13 protein-coding genes are annotated in these 13,941 nt (G+C 58.2%); 9 read left to right on the top strand and 4 right to left on the bottom strand.

Annotated features, from left to right (window positions below; all coding sequences use genetic code 11):
• The first annotated feature begins 192 nt into the window (after positions 1 to 192).
• The 5 genes from AMM33_RS18190 to AMM33_RS22110 are packed head-to-tail and all read left to right on the top strand — an operon-like array spanning position 193 to position 6,013.
• Positions 193 to 729: a hypothetical protein gene (locus AMM33_RS18190; protein ID WP_228768230.1), complete on the top strand. Its 537-nt coding sequence runs from the start codon at positions 193 to 195 to the stop codon at positions 727 to 729.
• 11 nt (positions 730 to 740) lie between these two features.
• On the top strand, positions 741 to 1,871 hold the full coding sequence (locus AMM33_RS18185) for an efflux RND transporter periplasmic adaptor subunit (protein ID WP_089957655.1): 1,131 nt from the start codon (positions 741 to 743) through the stop codon (positions 1,869 to 1,871).
• 12 nt (positions 1,872 to 1,883) lie between these two features.
• On the top strand, positions 1,884 to 5,003 hold the full coding sequence (locus AMM33_RS18180) for an efflux RND transporter permease subunit (RefSeq protein ID WP_090142676.1): 3,120 nt from the start codon (positions 1,884 to 1,886) through the stop codon (positions 5,001 to 5,003).
• Positions 5,004 to 5,052: 49 nt separating this feature from the next.
• Entirely contained in the window at positions 5,053 to 5,427 is a 375-nt protein-coding gene (locus AMM33_RS18175) for a hypothetical protein (RefSeq protein ID WP_053176209.1), read from the top strand.
• 16 nt (positions 5,428 to 5,443) lie between these two features.
• Positions 5,444 to 6,013, top strand: coding sequence for a hypothetical protein (locus AMM33_RS22110; RefSeq protein WP_228768229.1), 570 nt, complete (start codon positions 5,444 to 5,446; stop codon positions 6,011 to 6,013).
• 640 nt (positions 6,014 to 6,653) lie between these two features.
• Here the strand turns inward: AMM33_RS22110 and AMM33_RS22105 are convergent.
• Together AMM33_RS22105 and AMM33_RS18165 are read right to left on the bottom strand one after the other, a co-directional pair.
• On the bottom strand, positions 6,654 to 6,806 hold the full coding sequence (locus tag AMM33_RS22105) for a hypothetical protein (protein WP_194945551.1): 153 nt from the start codon (positions 6,804 to 6,806) through the stop codon (positions 6,654 to 6,656).
• A gap of 97 nt (positions 6,807 to 6,903) precedes the next feature.
• Positions 6,904 to 7,836 (bottom strand): LysR family transcriptional regulator, encoded by a 933-nt coding sequence (locus AMM33_RS18165; protein WP_090142675.1) that lies wholly within the window; start codon positions 7,834 to 7,836, stop codon positions 6,904 to 6,906.
• A gap of 207 nt (positions 7,837 to 8,043) precedes the next feature.
• Here AMM33_RS18165 and AMM33_RS18160 point away from each other — a divergent pair, with 207 nt between their 5' ends.
• Positions 8,044 to 8,526 (top strand): DUF4148 domain-containing protein, encoded by a 483-nt coding sequence (locus tag AMM33_RS18160; protein ID WP_090142684.1) that lies wholly within the window; start codon positions 8,044 to 8,046, stop codon positions 8,524 to 8,526.
• A 144-nt stretch (positions 8,527 to 8,670) separates the two neighbouring features.
• Here the strand turns inward: AMM33_RS18160 and guaD are convergent, their stop codons facing one another.
• Positions 8,671 to 10,041: a guanine deaminase gene (gene guaD / locus AMM33_RS18155; protein WP_228768228.1), complete on the bottom strand. Its 1,371-nt coding sequence runs from the start codon at positions 10,039 to 10,041 to the stop codon at positions 8,671 to 8,673.
• 122 nt (positions 10,042 to 10,163) lie between these two features.
• On the opposite strand from guaD, the gene AMM33_RS18150 reads away from it, so the two are divergent.
• Complete coding sequence (locus tag AMM33_RS18150; RefSeq protein ID WP_090142674.1) at positions 10,164 to 10,394, top strand: type 2 periplasmic-binding domain-containing protein; 231 nt, start codon at positions 10,164 to 10,166, stop codon at positions 10,392 to 10,394.
• Between the two features lie 425 nt (positions 10,395 to 10,819).
• Here the strand turns inward: AMM33_RS18150 and AMM33_RS18145 are convergent, their stop codons facing one another.
• Positions 10,820 to 11,455, bottom strand: coding sequence for a TetR/AcrR family transcriptional regulator (locus AMM33_RS18145; protein WP_090142673.1), 636 nt, complete (start codon positions 11,453 to 11,455; stop codon positions 10,820 to 10,822).
• 93 nt (positions 11,456 to 11,548) lie between these two features.
• Here AMM33_RS18145 and AMM33_RS18140 point away from each other — a divergent pair, with 93 nt between their 5' ends.
• A complete protein-coding gene (locus AMM33_RS18140; protein ID WP_090142683.1) occupies positions 11,549 to 12,967 on the top strand; it encodes a TolC family protein in 1,419 nt (472 codons plus the stop codon).
• Position 12,968: 1 nt separating this feature from the next.
• Positions 12,969 to 13,937 carry an HlyD family secretion protein gene (locus tag AMM33_RS18135; RefSeq protein WP_090142672.1) on the top strand — a complete coding sequence of 323 codons (969 nt, stop codon included), beginning with the start codon at positions 12,969 to 12,971 and terminating at the stop codon, positions 13,935 to 13,937.
• Positions 13,938 to 13,941 lie beyond the last annotated feature (4 nt).

The following is a 13,941-nucleotide window of genomic DNA, read 5'->3' as shown; positions in this document are numbered from 1 at the left end:
GATACTGGAAGTCGAAATCCGGTTGAGGCGCTAGGCTGGGTCAAAGGGTCAACTCACGTGAACCACTGATAAATGTCGTAAAGCAATGAAGAGCCAAATCGACTGATAGGCTCTGACCAAAACGGTGTATGACCGGATGTTTCCCTGCTTGGTGGGGACACGCTGACACCCCTCAAAAATTCAAGGAACACCATGAAGATCATTCATTCAACAGTCGCCACCTTTATGGCGCTGATATTCACATTACTCAGTCCTATGGCCATTGCCGGTGCGGGTCACGATCACGCGGAAGCTGCGCCAAAAACCCAGGGAACAGCACTGCCGCGTTTCGTCGCGGTTTCAGAGGATCTGGAAATGGTTGGCATCGTCAATGGCAAGCAGCTGACGATTTTCCTGGACCGTTTTACAGACAACAGTCCGGTTAATGACGCTCAAATTGACATTGACATCGAAGGCAGCAAATACAAAGCTGAAAAACACGGCGTAGGTGAATACGAAGTCATCCTCAAGGACACGCTCAAACCTGGCGTCATTGCCATCACCGCAACCATTCAGGCCGGTGAACTGAACGACCTGCTGACTGGCGAACTCGATTTGCACGAGGACGAAGATGAACCTGTCAGTGGTTCTTCTTGGAAAGGCATCGCCCTGTGGATCGGCGGGGGGTTATTGGCCCTGATGGCATTAGGCGCGATCGTTCGCTTTCGTCAACAAGCTCGTACGGCCTAAGGAGCCTCAGCATGAAAACAATCAACACTTCAAAAAAACGCCACTGGATGGCACTGGCCACTGCTTTGACCCTTGCAGGTGCTGCGCTGCCTACGTACGCGGGCGAAGGCCATGACCACGGCGCTGCGCCTGCGACGGCCAATGCCAATGGTCCACAGCGCATGGCCGATGGCAGCGTGTTTCTGCCCAAACCAGCCCAACGCCAACTGAATGTGCGCACGATGGTGGTGGAAACCGCTGAGGTGCCACGCGCCTTTGAACTCAATGGTCAGGTACTGATGGACCCCAACGCTGGGGGCAAAGTCCAGCCCATCAACGCCGGACGCATAGAACCCGGCCCCAATGGCTTGCCCAACGCAGGGCAAACCGTCAAGAAGGGTCAGGTATTGGCCTACGTGGTCCCTGCGGTCGCCCCCCTGGAGCGGGCCAGCCAGTTGACTCAATTGGCCGAATTTCGCGCTGCCAAAGCGCTTGCTGAAAAGCGTTTGGCACGTTTGCGCGAGTTATCAGATACCGTACCGCGCAAGGAAGTGGAAGCCGCAGAGAGTGATGTGCTCAGCCTGACCGACCGCATGTCGGCCGTTGGTGGCGGCCTCAGCAGCAAAGAAGCACTGGTCGCGCCCGTTTCTGGCGTGATTGCCTCGGCGCATGTCGTGGCAGGCCAAGTGGTGGACACGCGGGAATTGATTTTTGAAATTGTCGACCCGAAGCGGCTGCGCATTGAAGCCTTGGCTTTTGATATCTCAGTGGCCAACAACATCGGCGGTGCCACATTGGCTGTCGGCGACCAGCGCACGCCACTGGTTTTCATGGGTGCAGCGCGCAGTTTGCGCGAGCAAGCGCTGCCGCTGAACTTCCAAGTGCAAAGCCCGGAACTACTAGGTCTGGCCGTTGGACAGCCCGTCAAAGTCTATGTGCAGTCCAAGCAAAAGACACAGGGTATTGCGGTCCCCCAGTCAGCACTGATGAAAAACGCTGCCAATCAGAACGTGGTGTGGGTCAAGTCTGCAGCTGAGCAGTTTGAACCCCGCACGGTGACGTTCGAGCCCCTGGATGGCGCGCGCGTCACGGTGATCTCGGGCTTGAAGTCTGGCGATCGTGTGGCGACCCAAGGTGCCACGCTCATCAATCAAGTCCGGTAAAGGAGTCACGATATGTTCAAGTGGCTTCTCGAAAATAGCCTGACCAACCGGCTTCTGGTGTTGATAGCGGGTGCCGTGTTGATGGCTTACGGGGCATTCACATTGTCTCGAACGCCAGTCGATGTCTTTCCCGATCTCAACAAACCTACTGTGACGATCATGACCGAGGCGGGTGGCATGGCGCCCGAAGAGGTCGAGCAACTGATTACCTTTCCTCTGGAGACGGCCATGAATGGCTTGCCTGGGGTCGAATCGGTTCGTTCGACCTCTTCTGCTGGCCTGTCCTTTTTGTATGTCACCTTCAACTGGGACACAGAGATTTTTCGGGCACGCCAACTGGTGTCTGAACGTCTCTCGTCCATGGAAGAAGGTTTGGCTGCCGGGGTGATACCCCGCATGGGACCGATCAGCTCCATCATGGGTGAGATCATGCAGATCGCTATTCCTGTCGATCCGCAGAAAATCTCCCCCATGGCCGTGCGTGAGTACGCCGACTGGGTGCTCCGGCCGCGACTCTTGTCCATACCGGGTGTCGCACAGATCATCCCCATTGGAGGCGAAGTGCGCCAGTTTCAGGTGCAGCCCAACACAGCGCGCCTGTCGGACTTGGGTATCTCCTTGGACCAGTTGGAGTCGGCGTTGCGCGGGTTTTCGGCCAACACCTCGGGGGGGTTTCTGGAACTCAACGGGCGCGAGTACCTGATTCGAAATCTTGGTCGCACTTCCCGTCTGGAGGACTTGCGCAATCTGGCCATCACCGCCAAGAACGGTCAGCCCATCTTGTTGCGCCAGATCGCTGAGGTCACTTTTGCCGCAGCCATCAAACGTGGGGATGCAGGCTTTGAGGGCAAGCCCGCCGTGATTCTGGGCGTTCAAAAGCAACCCACTGCTGACACGACCCGTTTGACACAGTCGATTGAAGAAGCGATTACGGATCTCAAGGCATCCCTTCCTGCGGGCATGGAGGCACCCCGTGTGACCTTCCGGCAGGCCAGCTTCATTGAGGCGTCGATCTCGACGCTGCAAGGCAAGTTGATCGGTGCGTCGCTGTTTGTGGCCGCGATCCTTTTCTTCTTCTTGGGTACGGTTCGCCCCACCATCATCGCGCTCACCGCCATCCCAGTGTCCATCTTCATCACGGCACTGGTGTTCAAGTATTTTGGCTTGTCGATCAACACCATGACGCTTGGAGGACTGGCGATTGCCATTGGCGGACTGGTGGACGATGCCGTGGTGGATGTGGAAAACATCTTGCGGCGCATGAAAGAAGACCGTGCCAAGGACCCCAGTCAGCGCCTGTCGCTGCTCGCGCTCGTGGCCAAGGCGTCCATGGAAGTCCGCTCGGCGATCCTCTATGCGACGGTGATCATCGTGCTGGTCTTCCTGCCGCTTTTTGCTTTGCCGGGCCTGGAAGGCAAGTTGTTTGTGCCGCTGGGCATTGCCTTCATCATCTCGACACTGGCCTCTTTGTTGGTGTCGGTAACGATGACGCCGGTGCTGAGCTACTACCTCTTGCCGGGCATGAAAAACCTGGACCATGGCGACACCAAAGTGCTGGCATGGCTCAAGCAAGGCTACAAAGGCAGTTTGCAAAAAGTGCTGGACAAGCCACGCGTGGCGATAACCAGTGCATGTGTGGCGGTGGTGTTGGCTGCGGCGGCTGTTCCGTTTTTTCCGACCACCTTCTTGCCTCCTTTTAATGAAGGCACCTTGCTGGTGGGCATACGGCTGAACCCGGGCGTGACCTTGACCGAGTCCTCTGACCTGGCGCGCCAGGCCGAAGTGCTGGTCAAGCAGGTGCCCGAAGTGCTGCATGTGGGCAGGCGCAGCGGACGTGCTGAACTGGATGAGCATGCCGAAGGTGTTCATGTCAGCGAATTGGACGTGGGCATCAAACCCTCAGGGGAGTTGACGCGCTCGATGGATGAGGTCCGTGCCGACATCCGTGCACGCTTGGTCAACCTGCCTGCTTCGATTGAGGTGGGGCAACCCATCTCACACCGCATCGACCACATGCTGTCTGGGGTGCGCTCCCAAATCGCCATCAAGATTTTTGGCGAAGACCTGGACGTGCTGCGCGGGCAAGCCGATGCGCTGCGCTCACGGCTGTCAGGTATCGAGGGCATAGCTGACCTGCAAATCGAAAAACAAGTTCTTGCACCCCAGATCAAGGTACGGTTGGACTATGCGGCAGCGGCGCAATACGGCCTGTCTGGCGCGCAAGTGCTTGCCACACTGCAGACCCTGGTGGAAGGTGAACGTGTCACGCAAATCATGGAGGGAGGTCGCCGCTTTGCGTTGGTTGTGCGTTTACCAGAATCCGCACGATCGCTGGAAGGCTTGGGCCAGGTGTTGATCGAAACACCCTCGGGCAGAATTCCGCTGTCCAAAATCGCAACGATAGAAGACGCCGATGGTCCCAACCAAATCAGTCGCGACAACGGCAAGCGGCGTATCGTGATTTCTGCCAACGCTTCGGGCCGCCCATTGTCAGAAGTTGTGGCCGACATACGCAAAGTGACGGCGGATTCTCGATTGCCAGAGGGCTACTTCATCACCCTTGGAGGACAGTTTCAGGCGCAAGAAGAAGCCTCACGCCTGATCTCTTTGCTCTCGGTGGTCTCTGTGGTGTTGATGTTTGTGGTGCTTTACAGCCGCTACAAGTCCGCCGTTTTGTCGGCCTTGATCATGGTGAACATTCCCTTGGCGCTCGTGGGTGCCGTGTTGGGTCTTTGGCTGTCAGGTCAGCCCTTGTCGGTGGCCGCCTTGGTCGGGTTCATCACGTTGGCTGGCATTTCGGTGCGCAACGGCATTTTGAAAGTCAGCCATTACATCAACCTGATGCGCTTTGAGGGAGAGTCCTTCACCAAGCCCATGATCTTGCGCGGTTCGATGGAACGATTGAGCCCTGTGTTGATGACGGCCTTGGTGACTGCCTTCGCATTGGCACCCTTGCTCTTCGAGGCCGAACGCCCCGGCACCGAAATTTTGCACCCGGTCGCCGTGGTGATTTTCTCGGGCTTGATCAGCTCGACGCTGCTCGACACCTTTCTGACGCCTGCCATGTTTTGGCTCTTTGGCCGCAAACCTGCCGAGGCGCTTTTGCAAGACAAAGATGCTGAAGCATTCTGACCATTCATTCGTTTCTTCAACCTCAACCAAAACCTCAAAAGGACATCTCATGAAATTCCATACGCTCTTGATCACATCGTCGCTTTTTCTCAGCGGACTCGCATGGGCAGGGCCACACGATGCGGATCACAAACCCATGCAAGGTGGTGTTTTGACCACCGTCAAGGATGTTGACTACGAACTGGTCGCCAAACCTGATGTGCTGCAGTTGTTCGTGCGTGACCATGGCAAACCCGTTGACGTGAGTAAAACGACGGCAAAAGTCACACTGCTTTCTGGCGCTGACAAGCAAGAAGTTGAGTTGAAACCAACAGGCGACAAGCTTGAAGCCAAAGGTAGCTTCAAGGTAGCTCCTGGGACAAAGGTTGTTGCTCAATTCAGTTCAGCTGGGAAAACCACTTCTGCACGTTTTGTTCTGAAATGAGGCGTTTACAACTTACTTGTTTTTGCCACAAATTGTGGATCAATTTTGGGAAAATATTATGAAAACTTGGATTACTAAAACAATCGTCGTCTCAGCTTGCGTACTTGGCATCGCGGGCTGCGCTTCACCGGTTGATCGAATCGCTGAGAAGCCGCATTGCCATACGGATCGAGGAAGAAATGCTTACTGCACCAAAGATCCTGCACCCAGCATTGCCAAAGATGATGAAGCAAAGTTGTTTGCCTCAGTGCCTGAAGCTCTGACGGTTTACGTCGTGCGTTATTGGGGCGACGGACATCATCCGTTGGACATTTCTGTGGATGGTGGCGCAGCGATGGAGACTGTTCCAAACTCCATGATTCGCCTGCGATTAAAAGAGGGGACTCATCAAATCACCTTCAATGTTGGAGGCAAGACCTTTGATCGAACAATTTCAGGTACGAAGGGGGAAGTTCAGTTACTAGGGATTACGGGTACCGATTGGATCTGGGGCAACTCTTCACATTGGTGGACAGATGACTCAGTTGATCAACTCAAACGGCGCGCACTGCGTTCCCGTTTGATCAAAGACATCACTTTGCTTTGATGTTCTGGGGCCCCCGCCATGACTGTTTGTCATTGGCGGTGGGAGTGGCAGTGACGTTCATGGCGCAAACACTCAACACGCTTGGTTTCACAAACGCCTGCAATCAGCCTGAAGCTCAGGTTGATGCAATATCCTTATCGTCCGCTTATGGCCTGTACCTCACCCTCAAGGCAGTGATAGATGACCGGGTCTAAATTGGCCATATTTCAACGAAATCATTTCGCTATGAGACCAACCCGTTCAACCGAAAGGCTTCGATACGACGATCTGATGCGCAAAATCCATGCCGATCAATTTCACGTTGGCTAAATGAGCCCATCCCCTCGAAAAGGTAAAACGAGCGGATTTCTCCTCTGAGGAATGGAATTCAAGGCCCGAAACGTAGACCCGCTTTGGGTCGAAAGCTGCCCCATCCGGGAGGGGTAGTTCGAATCCCCGTCCCCATCAAAAAACGATGCATCCGGACCTGAGCAGGTTAGTGGGGCTAGAATTTCTGCTCCGCCAAAACAAGTCCTCCCAACTCGCTCAGCCGGGTTGTAAGGCGCTCAGAGCCCCGCACCACGCGGGGCTTTTTGCTATGGGCTCCTGACTGACCCCATGGCCACCCACCCCCGAAAAGCGTCTCAAACCCCGTTTCGTCTCAGAACCTCCTGACTTTTTGTCCGCGGTACGGCAGGAGGGGGTCGTGGCCGGCGGCCTGCAGGCGCTGCTGAAATTGCGCAATGCCCCGGCGCACGGCTTCGCGCTGGGACTGGTTGGGGTCGACGATGAGGTGTTCCTTGCCTTCGGTCATGCCTTATTGTCGGTCAGTTGCAGGCGGGTTTTGAGCGACAACACAGCGCTTTTGTGTGGGCAGTTGTCGGCTGGAGTTCACCCGAGAGGACACAGCTTCAGCAAGTGGCGCAAGCCTGCAAAGCTTTGGCCTTTTGCAAACGTGTCTCCTCGATCAAAAAGTCCAGAAAAACGCGGGTGCGTTGCGGCATGAATTTGCGGGTGGGCACGGCCGCGTACATGCTCAGCCGACTCGTGATCCACGGTGCCAGCACGCGCACCAGCTCACCGCGTGTCAGATACGGTGCCACCATGTCCATTGCCACCGAGGTGATGCCCGCGCCATCGAGCGCCGCGCGCAACAGGCTGTCGGTGTGGTTGGCCAGCAGCACCGGCTGGATGTCGATCTCGATGGGCCGCGTTGGGTTGTCGGGGCACCACATTTGCCACATGCGAGGCCGGATGTGGGGCATTTTCAGGCGCAGGCAATCGTGCTGCATCAGGTCCTGTGGTTGCTGCGGCGCGCCGCGTCGGCGCAGGTACTCGGGCGAGGCCACCAAAATGGCTTCGGACTCCAGCACTTTGCGCGCAATCACATCGCCGTTAAAGCTCTCATCGGTGCCCAGCAAGGTGATGTCGAAGTCCTCAATCGGTGGCTCCCGCAAGGTTTCCACCTCCAGCTCGATCAGGATTTTGGGATAACGCCTGCGAAACTCCGCCAGCAAAGGCGCAACCACATAAGTCGCCAGCACCGGTGGCGCATGCAGGCGCAACAGGCCCGCCAGCTCGGTGGTCTGCGCACTGACCACCGCGTCAGCTTCGTCAATGTCCTGCAAGATGCTGCGCACACGGCCCAGGTACTGTTGACCCGCTTCGGTCAGCGACAGGCGGCGAGTCGAGCGCTGGAGCAAGCGCGTGCCCAGGTGGTCTTCCAGATCGGCCACCAGGCGCGTGACCACCGGCGCTGACATGTCCAGCGCACGGGCAGCGGCGGCAAATCCCCCCTCATTCACCACGCGCTCAAACACGCGCATCGACAACAAACGGTCCATGAAGCACTCCAAAACGGGATTTCAAGCCCTTGATTGTTTCGAATTTAGAAATAACTCAATGTGTTTTTGATTGTTTTTCTATTGATTAAGAAATTTTACAGTTCAACCCATCGATGCAGCGCTTTCAACCAACGCTTCACCGATCAGGTCAAAGCCCCGTCAATCCGACAGGCAGACCGTTTTTCAAACTTTCAAGGAAACCTGATCATGAACCGCTCTTATTTCTCCGCCATCACCCTCGCTGTGGCCGCCTTGGCTGCTGGAAACGCCATGGCTGCGGACGCATCTGCACCCAAAACCCGTGAGCAAGTGAAAGCTGAACTGGCCGAAGCCATCCGTACGGGCGACATTGTCGTCAACGGTGAAACCCAGCAAAAAGCCAATGAAGTGAACCCCGGCCTGTACCCCGCCAAGTCGGCCGCTCAGGGCAAGACCCGCGAACAGGTGAAAGCTGAACTGGCCGAAGCCCTGCGCACCGGCGACTTCGTCGTCAACGGAGAAACCCAGCAAAAAGCCAATGAGCTGAACCCTGGCCTGTACCCCGCCAAGTCTGCCGCTCAGGGCAAGACCCGCGAGCAAGTGAAGGCCGAGTTGGCCGAAGCCCTCCGCACCGGCAACATCATGGCGGATGGTGAAACTGGTCTGAAGTTGAACCAGTTGTACCCACAGCGTTACAACCGCAACATCTGATGAGTCACCACACGGCCAGCCTGTCCATCGGGGTGATGGTCCCGGGCATGGCCTGAGCATGGCCCTATCCGGCCGATCTTCAGCGGCGTCGATGACGCCGCTTTTTTGTGCCATGTGGACTCAAGGGTTTTGAGCCATGTCGCTTTAGTTGAGTTGTCCTTGAACCACTGTGTGCGCAATCAGCCGCTCATCGCCCAGCACGATCATGGCGAACAGCCATTCGGCCAGGGTCTCGGTTTGCGCTGTGCGCCGGGCCAGCAGGGGCGTGGCTTTCGGGTTGAGCACCACGAAGTCGGCTTCGCAGCCGGGCAGCAGGTTACCGACCTTGCCGCCCAAGTCCAGCGCTGCAGCAGCGCCCGCCGTGTGTTGCCACCACAGGTGTGCGGGCGCCAGGCTGATGCCAGGATGCCCCACACTTTGCCTTGCCACCGTGTAGGCCGCGTGCATGGTGTGGAAAGGGCTGAAGCTGGTGCCGCCGCCCACATCGCTGGCCAGGCCATAGCGCAAGCTAGCCGCGTCCGAGGCGGTGTAGTCAAAAAAGCCGCTGCCCAGAAACAGGTTGCTGGTGGGACTCACGGCGGCGGTGGCACCCACTTCGGCCATGCGGCAACGGTCGGCTTCATCGAGGTAGATGCAGTGCGCATAAACCGAGCGTTGCCGCAGCAGGCCTGCGCGGTCGTACACGTCCAGATAACTGCGCGCTTCGGGGAACAGTTCTTTCACCCAGCGGATTTCGTCGAGGTTTTCCGCCACGTGCGACTGGATCCACACATCGGGAAACTGCTGCGCGATCTCGCCTGCGCCATGCAGCTGCTCAGGGCTGCTGGTGGGCGCAAAGCGCGGCGTGGTGGCATAGCCCAGGCGGTCCACGCCGTGCCAGCGGCGGATCAGGTCTTCGGTCTGGCGCAGGCTCAAGGCCGTGTCGGAGTCGCGCAGGCCGTCAGGGCTGTGGCGGTCTTGCAGCACCTTGCCGGTGACCATGCGCAGGCGCCGTTGTTGTGCCTCGGCCATGAACACATCGACCGACTCGGGGTGAGCTGTGGCGAAGCACAGCGCGGTGGTCACGCCGTGGCGCATCAGTTCGTCCATGAAAAATGCGGTCACTTCGTGCGCATAGGCCTGGAACGCCTCACCCAGTTCAAAGGACAACGGCACAAACCCCGCCCCTCGGGCGTTGTGGTCTTGCTCTAGGCGCCACTGCTGGGCAAAGCGGTACACCGGCCCACGGCTGCCGCCGTAGCCCATGGCGCGCAAGGCCTCGAACATGGCCTTGATGCCGCGGCGCTCGCGCTTATTGCGGTGCTGGTCGGCCTTGAGCCAGCGGGCCAGGGTCTCTTCAAAAGGCCCCAGGACGCTCACCACCTTCACCCGCTTCGGATACTTCGGCTCCCGCATCTCGGGCTCAGATAACCACTTGCTGGCCGTGTTGCGCGAGATCCCCAGCCGCCGGCTGGCCTCCCGCACCGATACGCCATCCCTCAGCACGAGGCGGCGCAATTTTCTCAATGTGCTCACGTTGATCACTCCTGACCACCTTGCTGAAAAATTCAGCAGCGTAGCCGTCAACGTGGCTCAGTTTTCAGTGTGATTCTCCCCAAATTTGGCCCAGTTTTCGTTGTGATTCAACACTCAGAGCCGTGATCGACGGGGCAGGCATCATGTCCTTGTCGATGGAGATCGCAGCGCCTTACCTCACGCAAGGCACCTTGAAGCGGGTGCTCTCGCCCTGGATCACTGGGCGGGTCAGCTTGTATGCGGCGCTGCCAAGCCGCAAGTTCATTCCCGACCGGACACGGATATTTTTGGAATATTTAATCGAGCAGACACGGCTTCAGACCGAAACGGCCTTGCAGGCATGCGCCACTTGAAGTGCTGGTTCCATCCCGTGAGGCCCACAGTGCGAAACGGAGCGAGTTCACAGGAAGTTGTCAGGCGCTGTGAGGTGGCTGGCAGTTGCAACCGAGCTCGAATAGACCTGTCGTGATGTTTCCGAATGCCCGCTCCAGATCCATGAGCGCCGAAACGGCGGTTACAGGCTGTGACCACCGACCACTGTGAGCGGTCTGGGCCCTGCGGTCAGATCACAAGCATGAGTCTGCGTGCTCACCCATCCCTCACCATGCGTATGGCAGCGCTCGAATGTGCAATGAGCGCCAAGGCTGGGCCGGACATGCACGGCGAAGCCCGGAGCATCGAAAGGATCAATCGAGGGGGGTACTCGATTTCCGCACCAAACTTGCGGCTCTCGGCGTAGACCAAAGTTGCGAACTGCTTGGGCGTCGCTGGGATCAGGTCACCGCCTTGCTCGTACAGTGCCTCGGGGCTTACTCCCTCTTGGCGCACCCTCATGGGTGAATATTTGGATTGTGTTTTTCATGAACGCGGCAGCATTTCCGCTTAGCTGGGGCAACAAGGCAATCTGGTCTTGCTCAATATGCTGCAACACCATCTCATTGACCCCCCCAATCAGACTGGTGGAAAGCCATTGCGGGATCTGGTTTTCGCGCTGATAGGCAGCGGCTTCCAGGAGCACAGCAGCTATTTTTTCCATGGCGATGCGTCTGGCACTCAGGCCTGCGGCGCCGAGCGCTAGGATTTCCACAAACAAGGTACGTAGCAGCACAGGATTGGCGGCCAACGTTTCCAGATAGATCTGGATGGTCCGATCGATCTGGGAACTCCAGTCACCCTGTGGGTCGATGCTTGCACGTAATGTGGCCTCAATCCTCTGCGCAGAGTGATTGAACAACGCAATCAGACATTCGCTCTTATCTTTGAAAAATTGGTAAAAGGTTCTTTTGGACACGTTCGCTTCGCGCACGATGTCTGATGTCGTGAGCTCCGCATACCCACAAGCCGTGACCGCCCGCGCCATCCCCTCCAGCAACCGGGTGCGATGCTCGTCGTCGGGAATTTGGGGGCGACTCATCGCGCAAGTATCTCACATTAGGTACTTGACAGTACCAATAATCCGATTAGAATTTCGATTATGGTACCGATTGGTACCGACAAAGAGAATGCCATGTTGAATCAACCAAATCGATTGCGCACCAAACTGTCACTGTGTGCCTTGATAACTGCGGCGGCCTGCGTTCCCGCGCTGACACGGGCTGAAGCGCTCAGCTTCGAAGAGGCCGCACGGCGCCTCCAAGCCAATTCTGATCGTCTGGCAATGACTCGCTTGTCGGTCGAGAGCGCGCAGTTGAAGGAGCAGGCTACCCGCTACCTGGGCGGCCCCGTGGTGTCCGTAGGCGCCGCCTCCTACAGGTTCCAAGGCGCGGTGCAGGGGGTCGATCTGTCACCGCTGACGCACACCATCGGTTCGTCCATTGCTGCTCTACCCCCTACCTTGGCTGCAGGCCTGTCACGCCTGCCGCAACTGCCGAACAGTGTCGACCTGAGCACTCAGCGCAGCGGCAACACCTCTTCTGTCTCGGCTGTATTGCCCCTTTACACCGGCGGCGCCACCACCGCCATCAAGCAGGCCTTAGAAGCCAAGACCGAAGAGGCCCGGGCGGACGGACGCCAGGCGCAGCAAGAGGTGTTTACGGAATTCGCGCAGCGTTATTTCGGAGCCCAGTTGGCTGAGCGCGCGGCCGGGTTGCGCGAGGCGGCCTTTCGAGCCGTCCAGGAGCATGACGCCGCGACGCAGCGAATGCTTGAAGCGGGCCTTGTTGCACAGGTCGAGCGACTCCAGGCCCGCGCTGCGATGGAGGAAGCCAAGCGGAACGCCCAAAAGGCTCGGGATGACGCTGAGTTGGCGTCTACCGCGTTGGCCAGAACCATCCGCAACGGTGAACGGGTTCAAGCCATGAGCCCTCTTTTCGTGATCAGTTCACCCATTGAGCCGCTTGGCTACTTCATCGACGCTGCTCTGGAACGACACCCAGGATTGGGCAAGGTGGCCGCCAAGCGGCATGAGGCCGAGCAGATTCATGCCCTGGAAGAGTCCCACAAGAAGCCCACGATATTTGCCTTCGGGCAACGCCAGCTCCGCTCCTCGGACCAAGCCAACTGGGTCGTGGGCGTGGGAGTCAGCTGGCGTCTGTGGGGGGGGGTGGACCGCTCCTTGATGAGCGAAGCATCGCATCGGCTCATCGAGATGGCGGACAGCCAGGACAAGCAGGCCCGAAATGACATCGCGCTGCTGGTCGAGAAACGGTGGATGGCCGTTGACCAGACCAGGCGTCAATTCCTGTCCCTGGCCCCAAGTCTGGAATTGGCCGATGCAGTCCTCCAACTCAAGACCAAGGGCCAGAAGGCGGGGACGAACTCCACATTAGAACTGATCGACGCAGAGGTGAACCTGGCTAAAACCAAGACCGAGCAGGCACAGTCGGCTTATGACTATGTTAAGGCCCTCGCCGATCTCCTGGAAGTGGCCGGTCTGTCCGATCAATTCACCAGCTACATGGCCCGTGCCGATCTGAAAGCGCAATGAGATGAATAAGAAACTACCCGTCACACTGGTCACTATCGGCGCAGTGGCAGTTCTCGGCCTGGGCCTGTGGAAGGCCCAGCAGCCTGGCGCGGAGGCCTTCCAGGGACAGATGGAGGTGCAGGAAGTCGATGTCGCTTCCAAGGTCAGCGCCCGCATCGCAGACATCCTCGTCAAGGAGGGGGATGTCATCACGGTGGGCTCACCGCTCATTCGCCTGGACAGTCCCGAGGTGACCGCCAAATTGGCGCAGGCCACGGCAGCCCAGGAGGCTGCCCAGGCCACGGCGGCCAAGGCGCAAAAGGGTGCCCGGCCCCAGGAGGTGGAAATCGCCCGCCTGAACTGGCAGCGCGCCCAGGCCGCGGCGGATCTATCACAAGCATCGTTCAAGCGGATTGAGGGACTGGCCCGGGACGGCTTGATCGCCGCACAAAAGCGCGACGAGGCTGAGGCTAATTTCAAGGCAGCCCGCGATCAGGCCTTGGCCGCGCAGGCCCAGTATGAGATGGCGCGCGACGGGGCACGTTCCGAAGACAAGCAAGCTGCCGCCGCCCAGGCACGTCAATTGGCTGGCGTCGTGGCTGAAGTTCAGGCGGCCAAGGCCGAGACGGAGCTCAAGAGCCCGGTGGCCGGTGAAGTGGTCAAGGTCCTGGGGCGTGTGGGCGAGATCTCGCCCCAAGGAGTGCCTGTGGTCACGGTCGCCAACATGGCAGATCAGTGGGTGGTGCTCAACGTGCGCGAAGACAAGCTCGATAAGTTTGGCGTCGGCAAGGAATTCGATGGCACCTTGCCCGCCTTGAAAGGCCGCAAGGTTCGCTTCAAGGTGTACCGGGCAGCAGTGATGCCCGATTTCGCCACCTGGCGTGCCACGCGCTCCGATCAGGGCTTTGACATCAAAACCTTCGAGGTCCGGGCCCGCCCGTCCCAAGTGATCGAGGGGGTTCGCCCAGGCATGTCCGTTCTGGTCGATTGAATTG

This window comes from Limnohabitans sp. DM1 (genome assembly GCF_001269385.1).
Lineage (GTDB): Bacteria > Pseudomonadota > Gammaproteobacteria > Burkholderiales > Burkholderiaceae_C > Limnohabitans_A.
Note: the sequence above shows the minus strand (reverse complement) of the source record. Positions and strands in the feature narration are given on the sequence as shown.

Coding starts and splice junctions, on each gene's coding strand:
- AMM33_RS18165 (WP_090142675.1), bottom strand. CDS start 7,836: ATGGACCGTTTGTTGTCGATGCGCGTGTTTGAGCGCGTGGTGAATGAG.
- AMM33_RS18160 (WP_090142684.1), top strand. CDS start 8,044: ATGAACCGCTCTTATTTCTCCGCCATCACCCTCGCTGTGGCCGCCTTG.
- AMM33_RS18140 (WP_090142683.1), top strand. CDS start 11,549: ATGTTGAATCAACCAAATCGATTGCGCACCAAACTGTCACTGTGTGCC.
- AMM33_RS18190 (WP_228768230.1), top strand. CDS start 193: ATGAAGATCATTCATTCAACAGTCGCCACCTTTATGGCGCTGATATTC.
- AMM33_RS18175 (WP_053176209.1), top strand. CDS start 5,053: ATGAAATTCCATACGCTCTTGATCACATCGTCGCTTTTTCTCAGCGGA.
- AMM33_RS18135 (WP_090142672.1), top strand. CDS start 12,969: ATGAATAAGAAACTACCCGTCACACTGGTCACTATCGGCGCAGTGGCA.
- AMM33_RS22105 (WP_194945551.1), bottom strand. CDS start 6,806: ATGACCGAAGGCAAGGAACACCTCATCGTCGACCCCAACCAGTCCCAG.
- AMM33_RS18180 (WP_090142676.1), top strand. CDS start 1,884: ATGTTCAAGTGGCTTCTCGAAAATAGCCTGACCAACCGGCTTCTGGTG.
- AMM33_RS18185 (WP_089957655.1), top strand. CDS start 741: ATGAAAACAATCAACACTTCAAAAAAACGCCACTGGATGGCACTGGCC.
- AMM33_RS18145 (WP_090142673.1), bottom strand. CDS start 11,455: ATGAGTCGCCCCCAAATTCCCGACGACGAGCATCGCACCCGGTTGCTG.